This window comes from Arenibacter flavimaris (genome assembly GCF_030291335.1).
Classification (GTDB): domain Bacteria; phylum Bacteroidota; class Bacteroidia; order Flavobacteriales; family Flavobacteriaceae; genus Arenibacter.
The window spans coordinates 85158-108504 of sequence record NZ_JASWIM010000022.1 but is presented as its reverse complement, the minus strand read 5'-3'; the positions used below and the strand labels follow the sequence as shown (position 1 = coordinate 108504).

General features: G+C 42.0%; 19 protein-coding genes, 1 tRNA gene and 1 pseudogene. 9 read left to right on the top strand and 12 right to left on the bottom strand.

Features of this window, described 5'->3' with window-relative positions:
• Positions 1–461 precede the first annotated feature (461 nt).
• From QSE00_RS16335 to QSE00_RS16310, 6 genes are read right to left on the bottom strand one after another with little or no spacing between them, the layout of a single operon-like run.
• The gene (locus QSE00_RS16335; RefSeq protein WP_286106777.1) at positions 462–893 is read right to left on the bottom strand and encodes a putative quinol monooxygenase; all 432 of its coding nucleotides are present in this window, start codon (positions 891–893) and stop codon (positions 462–464) included.
• 4 nt (positions 894–897) lie between these two features.
• Entirely contained in the window at positions 898–1995 is a 1098-nt protein-coding gene (locus QSE00_RS16330; RefSeq protein ID WP_286106776.1) for an alpha/beta hydrolase, read from the bottom strand.
• 39 nt (positions 1996–2034) lie between these two features.
• Positions 2035–2526 (bottom strand): cupin domain-containing protein, encoded by a 492-nt coding sequence (locus tag QSE00_RS16325; protein ID WP_286106775.1) that lies wholly within the window; start codon positions 2524–2526, stop codon positions 2035–2037.
• The gene (locus QSE00_RS16320; protein ID WP_286106774.1) at positions 2523–3581 is read right to left on the bottom strand and encodes an alpha/beta hydrolase; all 1059 of its coding nucleotides are present in this window, start codon (positions 3579–3581) and stop codon (positions 2523–2525) included. Before QSE00_RS16320 ends, QSE00_RS16325 begins: the two co-directional genes overlap by 4 nt.
• Positions 3582–3585: 4 nt before the next feature.
• Positions 3586–4326 (bottom strand): carboxymuconolactone decarboxylase family protein, encoded by a 741-nt coding sequence (locus QSE00_RS16315; protein WP_286106773.1) that lies wholly within the window; start codon positions 4324–4326, stop codon positions 3586–3588.
• Positions 4327–4363: 37 nt separating this feature from the next.
• Positions 4364–5347 (bottom strand): aldo/keto reductase, encoded by a 984-nt coding sequence (locus QSE00_RS16310; protein WP_286106772.1) that lies wholly within the window; start codon positions 5345–5347, stop codon positions 4364–4366.
• 231 nt (positions 5348–5578) lie between these two features.
• Here QSE00_RS16310 and QSE00_RS16305 point away from each other — a divergent pair, with 231 nt between their 5' ends.
• Together QSE00_RS16305 and QSE00_RS25375 are read left to right on the top strand one after the other, a co-directional pair.
• On the top strand, positions 5579–6490 hold the full coding sequence (locus QSE00_RS16305; RefSeq protein ID WP_093978005.1) for a helix-turn-helix domain-containing protein: 912 nt from the start codon (positions 5579–5581) through the stop codon (positions 6488–6490).
• 100 nt (positions 6491–6590) lie between these two features.
• Positions 6591–6743: pseudogene (locus QSE00_RS25375) on the top strand (IS982 family transposase); the annotation flags it as partial.
• A gap of 69 nt (positions 6744–6812) precedes the next feature.
• Here QSE00_RS25375 and QSE00_RS16300 read toward each other — a convergent pair.
• Positions 6813–8087: a site-specific integrase gene (locus QSE00_RS16300; RefSeq protein WP_286106771.1), complete on the bottom strand. Its 1275-nt coding sequence runs from the start codon at positions 8085–8087 to the stop codon at positions 6813–6815.
• Positions 8088–8323: 236 nt separating this feature from the next.
• A tRNA-Arg gene (locus QSE00_RS16295) sits at positions 8324–8395 on the bottom strand.
• A 288-nt stretch (positions 8396–8683) separates the two neighbouring features.
• On the opposite strand from QSE00_RS16295, the gene QSE00_RS16290 reads away from it, so the two are divergent.
• From QSE00_RS16290 to QSE00_RS16260, 7 genes are all read left to right on the top strand, one after another.
• A complete protein-coding gene (locus QSE00_RS16290; RefSeq protein ID WP_286106770.1) occupies positions 8684–10363 on the top strand; it encodes a ribulokinase in 1680 nt (559 codons plus the stop codon).
• 38 nt (positions 10364–10401) lie between these two features.
• Positions 10402–12183, top strand: coding sequence for an L-fucose isomerase (locus QSE00_RS16285; protein ID WP_286106768.1), 1782 nt, complete (start codon positions 10402–10404; stop codon positions 12181–12183).
• Between the two features lie 50 nt (positions 12184–12233).
• Positions 12234–13460: a sialidase family protein gene (locus QSE00_RS16280; protein ID WP_286106767.1), complete on the top strand. Its 1227-nt coding sequence runs from the start codon at positions 12234–12236 to the stop codon at positions 13458–13460.
• Between the two features lie 76 nt (positions 13461–13536).
• Complete coding sequence (locus QSE00_RS16275) at positions 13537–14697, top strand: sialidase family protein (protein ID WP_286106766.1); 1161 nt, start codon at positions 13537–13539, stop codon at positions 14695–14697.
• An 80-nt stretch (positions 14698–14777) separates the two neighbouring features.
• Complete coding sequence (locus QSE00_RS16270) at positions 14778–16001, top strand: exo-alpha-sialidase (RefSeq protein WP_286106765.1); 1224 nt, start codon at positions 14778–14780, stop codon at positions 15999–16001.
• Positions 16002–16291: 290 nt separating this feature from the next.
• Entirely contained in the window at positions 16292–17776 is a 1485-nt protein-coding gene (locus QSE00_RS16265) for a sodium:solute symporter family protein (protein ID WP_286106764.1), read from the top strand.
• A 206-nt stretch (positions 17777–17982) separates the two neighbouring features.
• Positions 17983–18996, top strand: a complete 1014-nt coding sequence (locus tag QSE00_RS16260) for a LacI family DNA-binding transcriptional regulator (RefSeq protein ID WP_286106763.1) — start codon at positions 17983–17985, stop codon at positions 18994–18996.
• 57 nt (positions 18997–19053) lie between these two features.
• On the opposite strand, the gene QSE00_RS16255 is transcribed toward QSE00_RS16260, so the two are convergent.
• The 4 genes from QSE00_RS16255 to fucP form a co-directional block, all read right to left on the bottom strand.
• Complete coding sequence (locus QSE00_RS16255; RefSeq protein ID WP_110354918.1) at positions 19054–20211, bottom strand: alpha-hydroxy acid oxidase; 1158 nt, start codon at positions 20209–20211, stop codon at positions 19054–19056.
• A gap of 98 nt (positions 20212–20309) precedes the next feature.
• Positions 20310–21569: a DUF6786 family protein gene (locus tag QSE00_RS16250; RefSeq protein WP_286106762.1), complete on the bottom strand. Its 1260-nt coding sequence runs from the start codon at positions 21567–21569 to the stop codon at positions 20310–20312.
• Between the two features lie 31 nt (positions 21570–21600).
• Positions 21601–21930, bottom strand: a complete 330-nt coding sequence (locus QSE00_RS16245; protein WP_110354917.1) for an L-rhamnose mutarotase — start codon at positions 21928–21930, stop codon at positions 21601–21603.
• A 58-nt stretch (positions 21931–21988) separates the two neighbouring features.
• Complete coding sequence (gene fucP / locus QSE00_RS16240) at positions 21989–23299, bottom strand: L-fucose:H+ symporter permease (protein ID WP_286106761.1); 1311 nt, start codon at positions 23297–23299, stop codon at positions 21989–21991.
• Positions 23300–23347 lie beyond the last annotated feature (48 nt).

Genomic DNA, 23347 nt, shown 5'->3' with positions numbered 1-23347 from the left:
AAAACGAACCTTCGGGAACTCTTCAGCAAAACTAAATTTCAAAATGACAAAGAACGAAATAGGCTTAATGGGCCAAATTTATTTAATTTTTAAAACGTCCCAATTTTAATGGGACACTAGTGAATTGATTTAGATTATAAATTACCTCTTCCAAAGCTATGGTATAATTCAAAGGATAGGCTTACCACAATTACGGATTTACCTACCATTATTACGGATTACAGGAGTATAAACCATTTGTTCACAAAGTATTAACTAAATTCGAACAACAGTTTTCTTCTATGTCCAACACAAAAGATTAGATCAGGGTCGATGATTATTGTTCCAAATTTAACTTTAGGTACAGTGTACCCAGAGCACTTCATTATAATTTTTTAAGAAAAAGGTGGGATTTACCCCTCAGGAGTATCGGATGTTGAACAGATAGCTTCCAGCATCCAAAGTTACTCGCCCATCTCGAACTAGAACTTGTATTTTTTGAAAACCATCGACATCGATTCAGGATCAATAGCTTCCATATCAATCAGTTTTAAATCCTTTACCATTTCTGCTGTGGTTGTTTTATACTTTTGAAAATGAGGTGTTTTCAAATGCGATTCGTAAGCCTCCTTATTGGCATAAATTTCCAAAAGTCGTATCTGTGTAGGATTTTCCTTTTGAAACATGGGGTAAATGCAGATTACCCCAGGCTCCAGCCTAAGTGATGCTTCCGACTCCTCTTTGAGTATCTCCAAATATTCATCCAGATAGTCCGTCTCAATTTCAAGTTCTGCGATGCGAACCATCATTTTCCCTTGATAAGTATCCGCTTTTAGGGCATCATCGCTTTGCCCCAAACCAATTAAAGGCATATGCAGTAATACCAATAACAGCCCCAATTTTTTAGTCAGCATAGTGTCATTTTTTATCCAACCCTTTTTCTTTTAGCCATTCCGCTAGCAGTACGGCTACCTTTTCATTGTTCAGGTCGGACATCGGAAAGTGCGTATTTCCCTTAAGACCCTTTTCTGGAAGGTGTACCAAGGTGACATCACCCCCATGCTTGTTCACCGTGGCCGTCCAAAGCTTTGCCATTTGCAAGGCGGCACGCCATTGTTCCTGGCCAGGATGCGCTACAGGTTCGTTGGGTATATAATCCCCATAATAGATAACAATGGGTATTTCCGTCAATCGTTTAAACTCTGTCATGGGAACGCTTCTCGCACTTAATGCTCCTCCCACGTAGGGGATGGTCTCAGGGACTTCCCCTTCTGGAAAGACAAAATTACTGCCGGGTTCATAGGATGCAATACCTTTGATGTTCCCATTTTTTAATGCCGTCAACCAGCCTTGGCCGCCACTATGGGAATGGGTTACCAAAACACCTGGTCCAATCTTATCGAACAGAGTGGAAACCGCCTCTATATTAAGGTTGATGTTCAATGGTCCCGTATCAGGAGTAATTTGCCTAAAGAACTGGTTCAGCGCCTCTGGATCATCAGAAAACTGAACATCTGGATAAAATGTGCTTCCCGTCCCCAATCTGAATATCCCAAACCACAACTGATCATCCGTGGCTGCCGAAATCGTAGTAGGTTCCGTGCTCCTCCCGGATAATCCCCTACGGGGCTGGTCAATAAGGAATATGGGAAAATTACGCCTTAAAAATAGCGTTTGAAATCCCTCCCTACCATCTGGGGTCGTTTGCCAGGTACGCATGCTCTGTCCATACCCATGCCAAAAAACCAAGGGTAATTTATTTGCATTATCAGGAATCTGATAAAATATGGTGGCGTGATCCCCATGCAAGGTTTGTCCTTCGGTAGCCTGATTGGAAGGGTTGAAGGCTCCATGGGCAACCGGATCAAAAGTACCGGGGCTGGTTTTAACGCTACCACCCACGGTAAAACTGCCTTGCTCTAAAAGGGTAACGGGCTGCTTTTGAGCATAAACATCATTTACCAATAATTGAACTATTAAAAGCAATAACCATGTTGTCTTTATGTATTTTTTCATCACTAAGATTTTATTAATTTGAAAGTATGTTGGTACTTCTTAATTCCCATTTAAATATTGTTCTTCGGTCACAGGATATAGCCATTTCGTTGGACCGTCAACTCTGCTTGTTATAGCGATTTGTATGAACGATTTTTCTGCGCTTGCACCGTGCCAATGCGGAGTGTTTGCAGGGCATTTGACCACATCGCCTTTTCGCAGTATTCTTTTCCTGCTTCCTTCTTCTTGATAGTACCCTTCGCCTTCCAAACTCATTATAATTTGTCCTTTGGGATGCGAATGCCAGTTGGACCTAGCCCCGGGATCAAAGGTTACTGTTCCCACTGAATTTTGGTTCACACTATCCGCCATTACTTGCATATGTACCCAAACATCACCAATGAAATTATTGTTCGTGACCTTTTCCCCTTTCGGGAAAATCAATTCTTGTTGGGAATTCAAATCGACCGTATGATTTTTCTCGGCTGCTTGCTTGCAGGAAAATATAAACGTTCCCATCAATATAATCGCTAAAAGATTTTTTCTGTTCATAGGTCTGTAGTTGAAAGATTGTTTTGGTAAAAGTCCACTAATTTATTTACTGCTTGATTCACATATTCTGGCTTCCAATAGGTTTCTATATGCGTTGCGCCTTCGATAAGGAACAATTCCTTGCTTTTCGCATTGGTCGCCTTTGGAAAAGCATCCAAGGTCAAATATAATGTTTGGGCATTACTGCCAGCAATCATTAATAAAGGTTGGTCTATGAGGTCAATATCGTCGGTAGCATCCCAGGCCATTAAATCCATTAAACTACTTGTGGTGTAAAGAAAAGTCGAATTGGGGTGGGCGTGGGTCCTAAAATAATATTCATAGCCTTGACGATAAAAAAGCGTTGAAACTTTTGTTAATTCTTCGTCGGTAATACCGTCTACTCCGGAATAAACGATTTCGCCGCCCCCAGCCTCCTGTGCTCTTGCCTTTGAAGCTTGCTTTAGCCTTTCTTGAATGGTCGAAATCTGCGAATTCAAAAAGCCATTTTTCCGTACAATTCCTGTATTGAACATACTCAAGGTTGCCACTGCTTTAAATCGTTTATCCGATTGAACCGCTTTCAACGTATAGCCTCCTCCGCCACAAATGCCCAAAGCACCTAAACGTTCTCTATCCACACCAGGATACTGTGAAATAAAATCGGCCATTCCTCGGATATCTTCGGTACGAAATTGGGGTTTGTCCGCATGGCGCGGCTGGCCCCCACTTGCACCCTGATAGGCAGCATCTGCCGTAATGGTAATATAACCGGCCTCTGCCAAATGCTGTGCATATAGGCCTGCTGTCTGTTCCTTTATCCCTCCGTTAGGATGTGCAATTGTTATTGCCGGATATTTCTTTATGCGGTCATAATTGGCTGGTGTATAAACATTGGCCGCAATATCGATTCCGTTCAGTTTGTAGGTAACAGGATGTAAGTTGACTTTTCCATCCACATTCTCCGTAATTGCTCCCTCATATATCAATCCAAAAGGATTTTTCTCGCTTTGTGCCCTAATCGTCTGATGTATTGATAACAGACTCATTAAAATGAATAATCCTATATATTTCATTTCCTTACTGCTTTTTAGATTCCAATAATTCGTTCAATACTTTTTTGGCCGAATCGATTTTTTCCTGATCTACATTTTTCCCCACCACATCCATCAATTCCTTCAATTGAATTGGCGTGATTCCTTGAATCAAACAGATGTTCATATGCGAGCGCAACATAGGTTCCACACCGCCAATCGTTGCCAGAACGGAAACCGTGACCAGTTCCCTTTGCCGATAATCCAAAATGTCTCTGTCGAAAATATCCGCAAACAGATGCTCCTTCAAAAAGACTTCGATGATCGGGGCGAATTGGGCATAATCGGCCGGAGGACCGTCCAATTTGGCCTGTACCAAGGTTTCCAAATTCGCTTTGCCCCGTTCGTATTTTGTACGGTTTTCCTCTATTGGGGCAGCTTCCGCCCCTAGCTGATCTTCCACTCCTTCCGCCTTGCGTTCGTCCAAAACTTTGATAAACGTCCGTAAACCACGTAGGCTCCTTGGAAATCCGCAGTAGGCATACAGATGCACCATGACTTCCTTGATTTCGTTTACGGTCAATCCGGCATCTAGACCTTCCGTTAAAGCGGATTCCAAAGTTTGCAGGTCGCCTTTTGCGGTCAGCGATGCAATGGTAATGATCGATTGTTGCTTAGCATCCAAATTCAAGATTGTATTATGTTTGGATTGGGCATTCACATGATTTGTTACACCAAGAAACGCAGTAGTCACTATGGCAATACCAATTGTTAGAAGCTTTTTCATCCTATTATTATTATTATTTTTAATTTTTCGCTATTGGCTAGCGGTTTATCATTTTCTGGTTTGCTTCGGAATAGCGTTCACCCACCAAATCAATCTTTGAGGTAGCCTCCGTAATTTGTTGCAGTTCCCCATCTGTAAAAGTAATACCGGTAGCCCCTAAATTTTCTTCCAGCCTTGAAGACTTTGTAGTACCGGGAATGGGTACGATCCATGTTTTTTGATAAAGAATCCAAGCCAAAGCAACTTGTGCCGGAGTGGCCTCTTTTTCCTTGGCAAAAGCCGTAACCAAATCTACCAAAGCAAAATTATCCCTCAGGTTCTCTTTGGAAAATCGAGGCACGGTACTTCTAAAATCATTATCGGAAAAACTGGCATTCCTATCTATTTTGCCTGTCAAAAATCCTTTCCCCAAGGGACTAAAAGGTACAAAACCGATACCCAATGCTTCCAATACGGGCATAATTTCTTCTTCCGGCTCCCGCCAAAACAATGAATATTCGCTCTGCAAGGCAGTAACCGGTTGCACCAAATGTGCTCTTTTGATTACTTCGACACCTGCTTCGGAAAGCCCAAAATGTTGCACTTTTCCCTCAGCTATTAAATCCTTAACCGTACCCGCAACTTCCTCAATGGGAACCTTTGGGTCAACCCGATGCTGATACAATAAATCTATTGTATCTACCTGTAAACGCTGTAAGGAAGCATCCACCATATTCCGAATAGTGTCAGGACTACTGTCCAAGCCCGTCACTTTTCCATCTTGATAACCAAAACCAAATTTTGTCGCTATTTGTACCTGATCTCTAAACGGTTTTAAGGCCTTTCCTACCAATTCCTCATTAATATAAGGCCCATACACTTCGGCGGTATCAAAAAAGGTTACCCCCATTTCAACCGCTTTACGGATCAACTGAATCATTTCCTTTTCGTCCTTCGCAGGGCCATATCCAAAACTCATCCCCATACAACCGAGACCGATTTCCGATACTTTCAGATTCTTTCCTAATGTTCTTGTTTTCACTTTTTATTTTTTAAAGATTATCCCAATCAGTTCATCATGTTTTAAACTTTACGGATAAAGATAGTGGCCGAAATCTTGTTCCCTATTCTTGGTTTAATACAAAAGTAGTGGGTCAAAAACCAAAAAGACTTACCCAAATTACGGTTATACCTACCACTATTACAGATTTTATAATAACCGTTTGAATTACTGGTAATCAATGGCTTATCTTTAACAAAAAATTAGAGGTCAATGAAAAATGTACTGCAAATCGACACCGTTGGAGATTATCTTAATTTGAGAAAACAAGAGGTGTTGCACCCTTTAGTGGGTATCGTTGATTTTGAGAACGTAAACAAAGAAGGCTACGAAAACAAAGACTATGATGCCTTTCATTATAATTGCTATGCTGTTTTCTTGAAGGATGCCAAGGGATGCAAAATGCATTACGGAGGGAAGCCATACGATTATGACGAGGGAACCCTTGTCTTTATGGCTCCCGGCCAAACCATTGAATTAAGCGGTTTTGACCCTGATTATGTGCCCAAGGGGTATGCAATACTTTTCCACCCTGATTTATTGATAGGTACGGAATTGGGCAAAAAATTACATAGCTATAGTTTTTTCTCCTATTCAAGTAATGAAGCGCTACACCTTTCGGCCAAAGAACGGAAGGTAATTCTAAGCCTACTTGAAAAAATACAATTCGAGTTGGAACAAAACTTGGACAAGCATAGTAAAAAGTTGATAGTAGCCAATATTGAACTTTTTTTGGATTATTGCACTCGTTTTTATGATAGACAATTCATTACACGAGAAGTTGAAAATATAGGCTCCCTGGAGAAATTTGATAATTTGCTGAGCCAGTACTTTTCATCCGATAAACCACAAAAGCATGGTACTCCAACTGTGGGTTACTTTGCGGATCGTTTGCACCTTTCGCCCAACTATTTTGGAGATCTTGTAAAAAAGGAAACTGGAAAATCGGCCCAAGAGTACATCCAGAACAAGCTGATAGAAGTTGCTAAGGAACGCGTATTTGATCCATCAAAATCTTTAAGTGAGATAGCATATGAATTAGGGTTTAAATATCCACAACATTTCACAAGGCTTTTCAAGCAAAGGGTAGGGTATTCGCCGAGCGAGTTTAGGAATTTGAATTGAGTTTCGGTTTATATGAAAATCAGATCTATTTATTCAGAAAAGGACAAGAAATAACGATAACAACAAATGCTTACTCCAACATGACAGAATAACGTGCTGAAAAGAGTCCATGGTCGAAAGTTTAAATGATATCCTAAAAACCAAGAGCTTTATCGAGCACACTAGCCAAAGAAGCTTTAGTGCATTTATTACCAACATGTTCTATGGCCTTATTGCCTATGCCATTTATCCTACTAAACCAAGCATCAATTGACTTCAAAGAAATAGTTAATCCTTACGATTCACAATTTATATGGGTAAGTAGTAAAACAATATTCAATTTTTATTTCCAATTCGATCCGTTTTCCAATTCCCGAACGCCAACCTGATTATCTAACTCCAATTTCTCCCTTAACATTTGCATATCACCGGATACCTTTCTCTCGATGACCTTAGCGTAAATTTGAGTTGTTGCCAGTTTGGTATGGCCCAGCATTTTGGAAATGGTTTCAATGGGCACTCCATTGGTCAGGGTGACAGTGGTAGCGAAGGTGTGTCTCGCCATATGAAAAGTGAGGTTCTTTTGAATTCCCGCAGGCTCTGCTATTTCTTTTAAATAGGCATTTAGTTTTTGATTTGAGATTTTCGGGAACAAGGTACCATTGATCATAGACCGTTTATCATTCATGTAACGCTTTATCAAATCCAATGCTTTTGATAGAAGAGGAATCTTGACTGCATTTCCTGTTTTTTGCCTTTTGGTAATGATCCAATAGCTTTTATCCACACCCAGTACCACACTATTCTTGGTCAAAAGCATTAAGTCTGCATAGCTAATACCAGTATAACAACTGAAAATAAACATATCCCTTACGGTCTTTAACCTTTCGGAGTCAATATTTAATTCCTCCAAATCCTTCAGTTCTTCGGCAGTTAAAAATCCCCTGTGTGTAGGCATTAATTTTTGTTTGAATTTACGGAAAGGATCTTTGTCTATCCATTCAATTTGATAAGCTAGGGTAACCATTCTACGAAGTCGCTGTATATGTTTCATAACCGCATTATTTCCTATTTTCTTTTGGTAATGCCTAGGAGTATGACCACGGAGGAAATTCTCAAAATTCAAGATAAACTGGTAGTCGAGTTCCGACAACTCAATGTTGTCCATTTTGTATTCTTTTTTTAAAAAAAGTAAGATATACTTTTGGCTAATGAGGTATAGCCTTGAAGTATTGTAATGAAGTTTGTGGAACATTTTGGCATTGTGATACTCGATAATATCCTTTAAGGTGTAATGCACCACTTTAGCATCCCCAACAAATTTGGCTTTGATTATCTGGGGAGTAATACGCCTATCCTCCGCCCTTAATTCCTGATAACATTGAAATAGTTTAGAATGCACCTCGTCCAAGTACTGATTGAGGTCCCTTGCAGTTTTGCCTGTTCCCCTTATCCTTTGTTTTTGAGGGTTCCAAAGCTGTATATCGATTCGCCTTTTAAGGCTAATATTGAGCTTTTTCCCATCTACGGTTATTCTTGCATAGAGCGGAGCAAGATTATTCTTAGTTCTTTTGGCGTATATCCAGAATAGGATAGAAAAAGTTGTGGTAGAGCGCATAACAATCATCTTTAAGTTGAACTTAATTGAAGACGAAAGTCAAATCACCAAAAATAGTTCATCTTAGACCTTGAAAATAAGTTGCTTCAAGTTACGAAAACATTTGAAAAAAATGTTGACGATTTGTGAACTCTATCCTTTGATATCAAATAAACCCATTTGATATCAAAATTTATCTAAAACACTGTAAATCAGTTAAATTTACATTAATTTAACCCACTTTACAAGTTAAAAAGTGACCTCACCAAGAATCGAACTTGGATCTAAAGTTTAGGAAACTTCTATTCTATCCGTTGAACTATGAGGCCATTGGCAGTTCATTATTTTAAACTGCGGCTGCAAAAGTAAAATATATTTGATAAAAAAACTCGATACTTTATGGATAGTTTTTAAATAATTGCAATGTATTTGCTTTTTTCGGTGTCTTTTTCAGCAGAAAACCTCATAAATACAATTTTTAAGTCAATAAATTGCCGCAATGGTTAACCAATAGCCCCATTTGTTAAATAACTAAATATATAACAGGAGTATGGGGATAATTTTTTAAATTGCTTGCTTAAACGTTTAAATTCGTTAAACCTTTATTCCAACCGCTAATGCAAAACCGGAAATATACCCTTGGGGTCGACTATGGAACAGACTCTGTAAGGACCATGATAATAGATACCAGCAATGGCCAGATTATGGGTCAGGCCGTTGCCTTATACCAAAGATGGGGCCAAGATATGTACTGTCGTCCGGAAATAAATCAGTTTAGACAACATCCCTTGGATTACATTGAAGGCCTCAAAAAAGCCATTGAAGAGGCCACTGCACCTCTTTCCCAGGAAATCATAGACGGCATAGCTGCCATTTCTATTGCCACCACCGGTTCTACTCCCATAGCCATCAACAAGGAGGGCACCCCCTTGGCAATGCTCCCGGGATTTGAAGACAATCCAAACGGCATGTTTATCCTTTGGAAAGATCATACAGCCGTTGGGGAAGCCAAGGAAATCAACGAATTGGCACACCAAGAAAATGGCGTTGACTATTCCAAATACAGTGGTGGCGAATATTCCTCTGAGTGGTTTTGGGCCAAGATCCTACATACCCTGCGCGTTGATAACAAAGTACGGGAGGCGGCCTTCTCCTGGATAGAACACTGCGATTGGATACCGGCACTACTCACAGGAACTACCGATCCCCTAAGTATAAAAAGAAGCCGATGTGCGGCAGGGCACAAGGCCATGTGGCACCCCGACTGGGGCGGCCTGCCACCAGAAAGTTTCTGGACCGAACTGGACCCTCTCCTAACCGGATTAAGAGAGCGTTTATATAAATACACCTACACCTCAGATCAGGCCGTTGGAACCATTTCCGAAGATTGGGCACAAATATTGGGACTGCCCAAAGATGTGATTATTGGCACAGGATCTATCGATGCCCATATTGGGGCCATTGGCAGCGCTATAAAACCCTACCATATGGTAAAGGTGATCGGCACCTCTACCTGCGATATGATCGTTGCTCCTACGGAAGAAATAGGAAAAAAGGCCATCCGCGGTATCTGTGGACAGGTAGATGGGTCCATTCTTCCAAATATGATCGGACTGGAAGCTGGCCAAGCTGCCTTCGGCGATCTTTATGCCTGGTATAGGGAATTGTTGCTTTGGCCCGCAAACAAAATCATTGGGGACAGCAACTTATTGGATAGGGAAACCAAATCAAAATTGTTGGAAGAAATGGCCGATGGCATCCTTAACGAATTGACACTAGCCGCTAGCAAAATAGATATAGACACCTCTGGAATAATTGCGCTCGACTGGATGAACGGCAGGAGAACCCCAGACTCCAATCAAAACCTTAAAGGAGCCATTCAAGGCCTGACCTTGGGAACTACGGCCCCACATATCTTTAGGGCCCTGGTAGAGGCTACGGCCTTTGGTTCCAAAAAAATAGTAGAACAATTCCAAGCGGAGGGTGTCCGTATAGACGGTATTATCGCGATGGGGGGAGTAGCCCAAAAGTCGGGCTTTGTTATGCAGATTCTAGCCGATGTCCTCAACTTTCCCATTCGCATAATCAAATCGGAACAAACCTGTGCCCTTGGTGCGGCCATGGCAGCAGCAGTAGCCTCGGGTATCCACAACACCTTTCTGGAGGCACAAAATGCTATGGGCAGCGGATTTCAAAAAGAATACTTCCCTATCCCTGAAAATGCAAAAAAATATAAGGAGCTATATGCCAATTACAACGCATTGGGCCACTTTGTAGAAACCCAAGAATTACAATAAGCTTAAATGCTAGAAATCAACACACTAAAATATAAGTAATGCAAAACAAACACAACCATTTAGGAGCCGTACCCAAAGTAGGGATAAGACCGGTAATCGATGCCCGATTGGGTGGAATAAGGGAATCCTTGGAACAGACCACCATGGCCATGGCCCAACGGGTCGCCGATTTTCTTTCCAACAACCTCAGAAACTATAACGGCAGCCAGGTAGAATGTGTCATTGCGGATACCACCATTGGCAGGGTTCCCGAAGCACAGAAATGTGAGGAAAAATTTCTTAGGGAAGAGGTAGGACTTTCCATCACAGTAACATCATGCTGGTGTTACGGCACCGAAACCATAGATATGAACCCCACTCGCCCAAAAGCCATTTGGGGATTTAACGGTACGGAAAGACCTGGGGCGGTATACTTAGCGGCCGCCTTGGCCGGACATGCCCAAAAAGGGGTGCCTGCCTTTAGTATTTACGGAAAAGAAGTGCAGGACAGCGATGACGAGAACATCCCTGAAGATGTTCAAAAGCTGTTATTGCAATTTACCAAAGCCGGATTGGCGGTGGCCATGATGAACGGTAAATCGTACCTATCCATAGGTTCCGTTTCCATGGGGATAGCCGGTTCCATAGTCAATGAAAGTTTTTTTCAGGATTACTTGGGCATGCGGAATGAGTATGTGGATATGAGCGAGGTAAACCGTAGGATGCAGCACGGCATATTTGATCCGGAAGAATTTAAAAGAGCCTTGGAATGGACCAAGGAGAACTGCAAGGAAGGTAAAAATTACAATGCCAAAGAATTACAAAAACCAAGGCCTCGTATGGATGAAGAATGGGAAACCGTGGTAAAAATGACATTGATAGCCAGAGACCTTATGATCGGCAACCCCAAATTGGCCGAATTGGGCTACGGTGAGGAAGCGCTAGGGCACGGCGCCATTGCAGCAGGATTCCAAGGGCAACGACAATGGAACGACTATATGCCCAATGGCGATTTTATGGAGGCCATTCTCAACTCCTCCTTTGATTGGTCTGGAATTCGCCCTCCATATATAATGGCTACTGAAAATGACAGTTTAAACGGCATCTCCATGCTATTTGGTTATCTATTGACCAACCAAGCACAAATGTTCTCCGATGTAAGAACCTTTTGGAGTCCGGCTTCCGTAGAAAGGGTCACTGGCCACAAGCTTCAAGGCAAGGCGGCCAATGGAATTATACACCTTATCAATTCCGGATCATCAACGCTCGACGGGACAGGAGAGCAGGAAATAGACGGGAAACCGGCCATGAAACCTTTCTGGGAAATTTCGGAATCGGAAGCTGCAAAATGCCTGGAAGCCACAGACTGGCCACCCGCTATGTACGAGTATTTTGGAGGCGGGGGATACTCCTCCCATTTTGTTACCAAAGGCGAAATGCCAGTGACCATGTGTAGGATCAATGTGGTAAAAGGATTGGGGCCCGTTATGCAGATTGTTGAAGGATGGACGGTAGGCCTCCCCGAAGATGTACATAAAACTTTGGATGCCAGGACCAATCCTACCTGGCCCACCACTTGGTTCGCTCCTAGATTAAACAAAGATCAAGCCTTTAAGGATGTATATAGCGTAATGAACAATTGGGGAGCCAATCACGGGGCTTTTAGTTATGGTCATTTTGGGGACGAAATAATAACACTTTGTTCCATGCTGAGGATTCCGGTAAATATGCACAATGTTGAACCGGAACGAATTTTTAGGCCCAAGGACTGGGCTTCTTTTGGCATGGATCAGGAAGCAGCCGACTATAGGGCCTGCCAAAATTATGGCCCCCTTTATTAGACCAGTGAAAATTATTCTTACTGAAAGGAACGTCCATATTTCATATATTGATGGAAATTAAAAATTATGACCACACCTTGACACAGAACATGATCCACAATAGATGCACCCAACTTATAACGCTAATGTACTTTTTCTGTACCCTGTATCTACAGGCTCAGGGTACAGAAGGAACGGTAAAACATGTAAAAGTGTATTATGAACCCGGTATGTTCGGGGGCTGGCCGGCCAACCATGGGGTATGGAGTTGGGGCGATGAGATTTTGGTAGGTTTTTCCAAGGGCCATTACAAGGATCTGGGTCCCGATCGTCATAATTTCGACAAGGATAATCCAGAGCTTCATGTGCTGGCCCGAAGTCTTGACGGAGGTGAAACATGGACCATGGAAGACCCCGGAGCAGTAAACGGGGATCTGGTGGTACCCGATAACGGAAGTTATCACGGCATTATCAGAAAAGATGTCAAAGCCCCTGAACCGATCGCTGCCGAACAAATCGATTTCACCAATCCCGATCTGGCCTTTACAATACGTATGACGGACCACCACGGTGCAGAATCACGTCTTTGGTATTCCTATGACAGGGGAAAGGATTGGGAAGGTCCGTTTAAGTTGCCCAATTTTAATACGCCTGGAATTGGAGCTAGGACCGACTATATTATTGACGGCAAAAATGAGTGTATTCTATTTCTTACTGCAGCCAAAGAGAATGGAAAAGAGGGGCGTGTGCTTTGTGTAAAAACAATTGATGGCGGTAAAAAATGGAACTTCGTTTCATGGATAGGGCCGGAACCAAAAGGATTTTCCATTATGCCAGCTTCCGTTAGGATATCCGATAAAGAAATTTTGGTAACCACTCGCAGAAGAGAGGAATCTGGAAAATTTATTGACGCCTACCTTTCCCAGGACAATGGTTTAAGCTGGAACCGCCTGCCCAACCCGGTAGACAATTGCGGACAGGGAAATCCCCCCGCCATGGTAAAAATGAAAGACGGAAGAATATGCCTGATCTATGGATACAGGGCATTGGAGGAGGATATCAAAAACAAACGGGACAAGAGCGAGATCAGGGCCAAAATTAGTAAAGACAATGGAAGAACATGGAGCAAGGATTATGTGCTACGTGACGACGGTTCCGGAAAAGATCTCGGTTACCCCAGGGTAGTGCAACGGGCAGACGGAAAAATTGTGGCCCTCTATTATTTTATGGACAAGAACACTGGCCCGGAACGTTATATAGCGGCCACCATTTGGAATCCCCCATCCATTGAAGATTAAAATTCATTATTATTAACATACAGCCTGATAAAAGTTCCCATTTATTGATTGTCTAATAGATAAAACAAAAATCACTATGAAAAGCATTCACTATTTTCTAACAGTATTGACCTTAATGATTTTTTCCTGCAAGGACAAAACGGAAAAAACGGCAACAACAGAAGAACTTAAAAGCGGCAATGACATTACTGGCAATTTCACTTTGCCCCCCCTGTCCCAACCAGGTCAAGGAGCCTACCTCAGTGGGGAGCTTATCTACCCCTTGGATAACAAACCCACACCGGAATGCCATGCCTCTACCATAGTGGAAACCCCCACCGGGCTGGTGAGCGCATTTTTTGCAGGTACCCATGAGAAACACCCGGATGTTGGTATTCGGGTATCCCGTATGGTCGATGGGGAATGGACATGGCCGGAAGAAGTGGTCAATGGCGTGCAAAATGATACTCTTCGCTACCCTCTTTGGAATCCAGTACTATTTCAGCCGACAGAAGGTCCGCTAATGTTGTTCTATAAAGAAGGCCCCGACCCCAGGACTTGGTGGGGAATGTTGATGACCTCCCCCGATGGGGGAATAACATGGTCCAAACCAGAAAAAATGGGAACCGACGAGAAAATTGGACACTTGTTGGGGCCTGTAAAAAACAAACCCATCCAGCTGGCCGATGGCACCATAATCTCACCTACCAGTACCGAATATAAACTGGAAGATGGGGATGTGGATTGGATGGTACACTTTGAAATAAGCAAGGACAATGGCAAGACTTGGGAGGTAGTTGGACCGATCAACGATGGAAAGGAATTTGATGCCATTCAGCCTAGCATTCTTACTTATCCCAATGGTAAAATGCAAGTTCTGTGTAGAACGAGACAAAATGTAATTTCCCAAAGTTGGTCCGAGGATCAAGGCCGGACCTGGAGTAAAATGACCGCTACCGAACTTCCCAATCCCAATTCCGGCACCGATGCCGTGACATTAAAAGATAACAGGCAGTTGCTCATATACAATCATACCACTAAAGAAGGGGAAGAACCCAAAGGGAGAAATATGCTGAATTTGGCGATATCCGATGACGGCATCAACTGGAAGCCCGTAATGACCTTGGAGAATGTTCCGGCCGAATCAGGATATTCATACCCTGCTATAATACAAACCTCGGATGGCTTGGTACACATTACCTACACCTATGTAAGGCAATCTGTAAAACATGTAGTAATAGACCCAAAGCAGTTGTAATCTGTAAAAAGTAATTGGTCCTAAGAACAACTGGGAAGATATTGGTATCAGAAAACACTTATGACATCCAAAAGATAAGCATGGAGAAATATAAAATACTTAAAAAGTGGCAGTCCGTAGTTATCATGTTTTTGTTGATACTTATTCCACTTATATTCTCTGGATGTAAAGAGGATAAAACCGAAGATTATCCCAATCCGGTTTCCAATCCACAATCCAAATTGATGCTACAGGGAGATTGGCTTCAATATCCACATGAAATTGATTTTGACAAACTCCCCAAAATCCCTGTTGAGCATACTGTGGTAAGCGATGTTACCCCAGACGGAGTTAACCAACACAATTATTTGGCCTATCATGACAATCGCTATTGGATTATGTGGAGCGATGGCCCAGGGGTTGAGGATAGAGTGGGTCAGGTAGTTAAATATTCTACCAGCACCGATGGTCTGCAATGGGACAAACCAAAATTCCTAACCACATATCCTGAAGGTTCAGGACCGGAGTCCCCCAATTACAACACTAGAACAGATCAGGGCCTCAGGTGGATTTCGAGAGGTTTTTGGGAATACAAAGGAGAATTTTTGGCATTGGCCTCCTTGGATGAGGCTAAAGGCTTTTTTGGTCCAGCATTGGCCCTCCATGCCTTTAAATGGAACAAAGAATCAGAATCATGGGAGTACCATGGCATAGTTATGGAAAATGCGATCAATAATTTCCCTCCCAAGAGATTACCTACCGGGGAGTGGCTCATGTCTCGCAGGTCGTTTGACTATGTTGAAAGGGGAGTCGATTTTATGGTTGGGGCAAAAGACAGTTTTGACCAATGGGAAGTCTATCCCGTTTTTGGAACCAGTACGCATCTGGAAGCGGAAGAACCCTATTGGTGGATCCTACCCGACAATAAAAACTTGATGGCACTTTTTCGGGACAATCGCAAAAGTGGATTTTTGTATCGCTCCTTTTCAACCGACAATGGCCGTAGCTGGAGTTCACCCATTCAAACCAACTTTCCGGATGCCCGATCCAAATTTCACGGCCTCCGATTGCAGGATGGAAGATATGTCCTGGTATCCAATTCCAATTATAAAAAACGGGACCCTTTAACCTTGGCTATAAGTGACGATGGCATGGTATTCACAAAAATGGGATATTTAGTTGGAGGAAGACACATAGATTACCCCCATGTATTGGAGCACGATGGATATCTACTGATAGCCTTTGCAGGGGATGCCAAACAGAAAATAGAAGTGGTAAAAGTAAAAGTCTCGGATTTGGATGAGTTGAAGATGCGGAATAAGTAATTTACCATCTGCCCCACCTTGTACAGTATACTAAAATTAAGTGCCTACCACTAACTGCCCTCTCAAAATAAATCCACTTTCTTTTGAAATCACGAAATAATTAATTATCATTGCTTAATCGATAAAGCACCTATTAACGGTCTGACAATCAATTTCCTTTGTGAAGGCCAATTGATCCATTGCTTTGATCGTTGAGGTAAATTAAGAATTTTGCAAATAACCAATCTTTAAGTGGTGCAAAAATCCTACTTTTAGTAGCTAACACCATATAAGCTAAATAGCCAACACCAATGAACAGTTTAGATTTAATCGTATTTTTTATTTACATAGGGGGAATAGCCCTTTTCGGAGGCTCATTTTTTAAAAAGAGTAGAACTTCCTCTTCCTACACCATGGGCAACAAGGACATCCCTGGATGGGTAGTTACCATGTCCATATTTGCAACCTTTGTGAGTAGTATAAGTTACCTTGCCCTACCGGGGAATGCCTATCAATCCAATTGGAACGCCCTGGCCTTTAGCCTGTCCCTTCCCATTGCCTCTTTGATAGCCGTAAAATATTTTGTTCCGTTGTACAGAAAGATCAATAGTCCGTCTGCCTACACCTATATGGAACAACGTTTTGGTGCTTGGGCCAGAATCTATGTGTCCCTTTGTTACTTATTGACCCAATTAATGCGAATTGGGACCATACTCTACCTTTTGGCCCTGACCCTAAATGCAATAGTTGGTTGGGATATGGTCACCATCATAATTTTTACCGGTCTGGTAGTATCCGTATACTCTATGTTGGGCGGAATTACAGCAGTATTATGGACCGATGCCATTCAGGGCATTATTCTAATTGTTGGCGCCCTTGTATGTGTTGGCTTTATTCTCTTTAACATGCCGGAAGGCCCCGGACAAGTATTCCAAATTGCTGCAGATAATGATAAATTTGGATTGGGGAGCTTCAGTCTTAGCCTTACAGAACCTACATTCTGGGTAGTACTCGTTTACGGTGTATTCATCAATCTGCAAAATTATGGTATAGACCAGAATTATGTACAGCGATATATGGCTTCGAAATCTGACAAGGAGGCCCAAAAATCTGCATTGATAGGTGGGTTGATCTATCTACCCATTTCCGCCGTATTTCTTTTTATAGGAACTTCGCTTTTTGCATATTACCATTCAGCTGCCACTTTGCCTATAGAACTGCAAGATATAAATAAGAGCGATAGTGTATTCCCCCATTTCATTGTAAATGCTTTGCCTGCAGGGATAACAGGACTAATGATCGCCTCCATCTTTGCGGCAGGAATGAGTACCATCTCTACTAGTTTTAATAGTTCCGCGACCGTTTTTCTTACGGATTATTACAATAAATATTTTAAAAAGTCGGCATCGGACAAGGAGGGAATGCGTGTACTCTATATTTCCTCGGCTATCATTAGCGTTATTGGTATCGTTATTGCCATAGCAATGATCAATGTAAAAAGTGCCTTGGATGCCTGGTGGAAACTTTCCTCCATTTTTAGTGGGGGCATGTTGGGACTATTACTTTTGGGACTGTTCTCCAAAACTAAAAATGTAAAAGGTGCTCTTATCGGGGTATTGGTAGGTATTTTGGTCATCGTATGGATGAGCTTATCCGGCACCCTTTTCGGAGAGGATTCCCTTGGTGCTTCCTTCCATACCTATTTAACTATTGTTTTTGGAACCGCGGCCATATTCCTAGTGGGCTTCTTGATCTCCATAATCAATAAAAAGACCGATGAAATGTATGAAAATTAAATTGAGGAAATAGTTTAATTGGGTTGAAAGGACACAAGAAAAGGATTTTGTTATCAATTGCCAACAAAGATAAATATGCCCATTTGGTATGAATTTCGTAATTTTAACCTTTTGAAAACCCTTCCCACAAACCAAATAACTTACTTATTAACAACATATTACCTACAGGATTGACCCCAACCCGTCAATTTTAACCTAAGACGAATATGAAACCTAAAACATCATTAAAGGATATTGCAAAAATTGTAGGGGTTTCCATACCCCTGGTTTCGTATGTATTGAGCAATAAAGGCAAGGAGAATAGGGTTTCCGAAAAAACCGCCAAAAGAATAAGGGAGGTAGCCAAGGAATTGAATTATCATCCCAACTGGAATGCGAGAAGCCTTAAGACCAATAAAACAAGGTCTATAGGAGTTATTGTGGCCGATATTTCAAACCCCTTCTTCTCCAATTTGGCAAGGACTATAGAGGACGAAGCCTTTTCCCAGGACTATACGGTAATTTTTGGATCTTCGGATGAAAAGGCGGAAAAATTCAATAAGGTGTTGGATTTTCTTAAAATGAGACAGGTAGATGGTTTTATCATTGCAGCGCCCGAAGGTTCCAGGGATATAATTGCCGATCTGGCCAAAGCCGGAATTCCCTTTGTATTGATAGATAGATTCTTCAATGACCTTACCACTAATTACGTAACCGTAGATAATTTTAAGGCCTCTATGCAGGCCACCAACTATCTTCTGGGAAAGGGAAACAAAAAAATAGGGGCTGTTCTTTACAAATCAACCTTACACCACTACAAAGAAAGACATCAGGGCTACGTAGAAGCCCTTAAACAGGCCGGCTTGCCCATTGATGCCCAACTTATAAAAAAAATTAATCACGGGTCCTTAAAAGTGGAAATGCAAAATGTTGTTAAAGAATTGGTACAGGACGCGGGAGTGGATGCCATCTATTTTCACACCAACACCCTAGCTGAGGAGGGCTTAACACAAATGTTGAGCCTGGACAGAAAGATACTTAAGAAGGTTGATGTGGTTGTATTCGATCAAAATTCATCCTACAATTTCTTGGAAGACCCTATCCCCTATCTCCATCAACCCATTAAGGAAATAGGACAAAAAGCATTGAGAATCCTTATAGAACAGATCCAGGAACCTACCCAAGCGCTACAACAGATATCCTTTGATACTAGATTGGAAAGCAGACCAATGGAGCCCTAAAATCCTTTAGGGGCCCAATGCCTACTGGACTGTAATATTTCTCAAGAAAAGGAATTACTAAATAAGGTGATTTGGGAAGTCCTTTACCTCCTCACAGCAAATCTGTTCCATTACTTGTTGTAATTCAGTTTTTAAAAGTGAAATGGTATGGTCCCCACCTTTGGCGCCCAATGCCGCTACCCCGTACATAAAGGACCGCCCCATAAAAGTAAATTCCGCACCACTGGCCATGGTCCTGGCAATATCCGGACCACCTCTAAGGCCACTGTCCATCATCACTTTTATTTGGTCGCCATATTTTGCAGCTATTCTTGTTAACGGCTTTATGGTAGATTCGCCGGCATCCAATTGCCTACCCCCGTGATTGGAAACTATAATGCCATCCAATCCTAGTCTAATGGCGCTCTCCGCATCGGCCTCGTTAGCAACTCCCTTTATCACCAATTTACCCTTCCACATATCCCTTATCGGTTTTATCTTCTCCTCATTCAATCTTCCGGAAAAGGTTTTGTCCATGAATTTCCCCAATTGCGCCAAATCCAAGCCTTTGGGCATATAGGGCTTAAGGGTTTCAAAGTTGGGCTGACCGTGGATTAGGGTCTGCATGGCCCAATTAGGCTTGCCCATTATCTGCAATATATTCTTAACGGACATTTTTGGAGGCATGGCCAAACCGTTGCGAACGTCCCTAGGACGGAAGCCAAAAGTGGGCACATCGCACAAAATAACCAACACGGGGCATTCGGCCGCTTCGGCCCTTTTAATAATATCGTCCCTAACAACATCTTCTGTAGGATGATATAGTTGAAACCAAGCCCTCCCCTCGGTAATCTCACTTATGCGTTCTATACTACTGGTGGAAACCGTACTTAAAATAAACGGAATGTTATGTTCAAAGGCCGACTTAGCCAATATTTCAGGGGCATTGGGCCACATTAAACCCTGTAGTCCCACTGGCGCTATTCCAAAAGGAGCATCATAAACATGTCCGAACAATTCTGTCTTCATACTGGAACCGGTATGCTTGCTAAGATAATAGGGCAAGAGTTCTATGTCCCTAATTTCAGCCGTATTCTTATGTAAGTTTACATCTTCATTACAGCCCCCATCCAAGTATTCAAATGCGAACTTGGGAATCCTTTTTTGAGCTTTGTTCCTTAAATCAACAACGGATGGATATTTGCTATTGATCCTTATTTCCTTTTTTTTCTCCATGGCATTTTTATCTGCAATTGTTCTTGAATTTTTCTCTTTTAATTTCCCGCTCCCAAATTGCTATTGACAACTTACAGGGGATTGGATATTTTTCTTTATTACTCTCCCGATAATTCTTTAATGGATACTCCCAATATGCCTTTAGCCAGTTTCTCCAATTCTCCTTCGTTACCCACAAAATGAAAGGTCTGGTGGATATGGCTACTGCTTTCATTGGACTTCAGATCCATGGCAGGGGATGAACTTTCCAATTCATAAAATGGACCTAACCCACCACCATCGTTATAGGCATTTACCACATCGCCCGAAAAGGGAAACTCCTGCAACTCCCATAATGAATTAACGTAATCCATGGCACCTTCACGTAAGCTAAACTTGGCAATGGTAAGTACCTTGTTCTTTGCATCATAACTTCCCATGACCGGCAGGGCCCTTTGGGGGGAAATTCCAATCTTACCACGCTCTTTTCCGTCCGCCTTGAAAAATAGTACGCTATCTTTGACCTGTAATCGCTCTTTCGGAATTTTACCAAAATAATCGTCCGTTACCTTTTTGCCCAAAATGGCCTCATCCCCTTTTTTAAAAGGTATAATTATAGTGGTTTGATCCGAGGAATTGAACATGCTCAATATCCATATAGACAACAGACCTGTTTTCTTATCCCAATCTTCAGACCCTATATTGGTCAAACTGTTCTCGGAAGCAAATCCTACAATTTTTATGGATTCAGGAATACTGATTCCAAGGATTTCAGCGGTTTCCTCCCTGGTCAGAAGTGTAATATTCCTTTGAACACGTAAATTGAAAGTAGCTCCGGTATAATTCACCAGTTTCATTTCCCTCTCAAAAAAGGCCTTATCTTCACTTCTTCGCACCAAACCAAAGGCCTCGGTATCCAATTCCCTGGGAACGTACCAATTGTCCAACCCAAACTTGGCATCCTTTTCAAAGTAAAGGGCATACTGTCCGCCTTCAGGTCCTAACCAAAAACGCTCTTCGCCACCAGTGGGATTAAAGTGTTCTTTTATTTCTCCTGATGAAATAAGATCATGGTTGATCCACCCAAAGCTTTGGCCCTCATCACCAGAGGCAGTACTAGTCATGACCCGACCTTGGAGTTCCGGGGAAATCAAGATGCTCGACTCCCCATTTTCCAGTACCACCAAGTCTTTATAGTACCTGGACAAAAACTCCCGGTCATATCCAAATGAGCCTAAGGAAAACGCCACTTCGTCATTCGACAGGGCATTTGCACTTTGTTCATTTTTTGTTTTACAAGCCAATAAACTAAGAAAAGCGCAGAGTACTATTGATCTTAGAACAATTCCAAATCCGTAAAAGTTAACTCTACTTTCCATACCAGTTTAATTTAGTCTTTGCCTTTTAGTTTTATAATTGAAAAACCTTTTCCATCAACATCCATTTTTCCCCAGGTTTTGCAAATGGAAGTGCCTGTTGGTATTTCCACATCAATTCCTCCCACTTCTCATTTTCCGGATACTTGGCATCAATCTTTGCCTTTTTTTCAAAGGAAAAATTGTCATCCGCATCAATGATCATAAACATACGGTTCCCCACCCTATAGATTTCCATATCCTTTATACCGGATTCCCTTAGACTTTGAAGGATCTCTGGCCAAACTTTCTTATGGTAATCATCATAAGCCTTTATTAACTCGGGATCATCCTTAAGATCCAATGCCAAACAATATCTTTTCATTACTTTAATTTTTTTGGTTTATTATTACAAAAGCCACCCATGGGACCAGTCCCATTCCTTAGGCCTGTAGTTCATACTTTTTAAATACACGCAATCCGTACCATGCGATATAGACAAAGCAAAGCGCTGGAAGGATGAAAGAAAAATTCACCTCCGTAGCGCCCATAATCCGTATATCGTTTACGGCATTCCCCCCGGCATCAATAATCATCCCCTGAAGCTTTGGCATTAGGGCCCCACCTACGATTGCCATAACGAGACCTGCCGCACCAATCTTGGATTCTTCCTCATTGAGTCCGTTCAATGCAATACCATAGATAGTTGGGAACATAAGGGACATGAAAAAGGTAATTCCCACCAAACAGTACAAGCCAATCATACCTTCTATATAAATAGTTCCCAAACAACACAAGGTTGCAAAAACAGCAAAGTACATCAATAGTTTTCCCGGACTCATAAATCGCAACATATAGGTGCCAATGGCCCTACCCACCAAGAAAAGTATAAAGGCCGCAAATTGGTATGTTGCCGCATCCTCACTAGAAATCCCAATAGCCTCTGCATACTGATAAATATAGGTCCAACACATGATCTGGGCACCTACATAAAAAACTTGGGCCAATACTCCAAGGACATATTTTTTATTTTTGAACAAGCCACTAAAAGTATCTCCCAAACTAGGTATGCCCCCTTCATCCTTGGCCTGGGGCATCTTACTTATTACTATCAATACAAATACGGCAAGGATTACCAACCCCAAAATAACGTAAGGGTCCCGAATCACCATTAAATCCGTAGTCCTGATCAAGGCCTTTTTTGCCTCTGCCAAGGATGAGTAATCCTCAATATCATCGGATTGCAATTTTTTAAGTACAAATTGCTGTGCCACCAACAATCCCAGTAATAATCCCACTGGATTAAAGGCCTGGGCCAAATTTAAACGCTGGGTGGCAGTTTCCGGGGCCCCCATAGCCAAAATATAAGGATTGGCAGTTGTTTCCAAAAATGCCAACCCGAAGGTAAGTACATAAAGCCCCAAACAAAAGAACCAAAATTGTTCCGTAATTGCTGCGGGATAAAATAATAAAGCCCCTCCTGCGTACAAGGCCAACCCAATTAACACCCCTACCTTATAAGAGTATTTACGCACAAAAAGCGCAGCGGGAAGGGCCATACAGAAATAGCCCCCATAAAAGGCCATTTGCACCCAAGCAGCTTGGGAATTGGATAGTTCCAATACCTTTTTAAAGGCTTGTACCATGGGATCTGTAACTGCATTGGCAAATCCCCAAAGGGCAAAAAGGGAGGTAATTAAAATAAAGGGAATAAGCACCTTTTTGGATACTACGGGCGGTCTTTGGTCTTTCATTGAATTGTTGATTATTGTTTTGTATTGATTTCTTATGCTTTAATTATT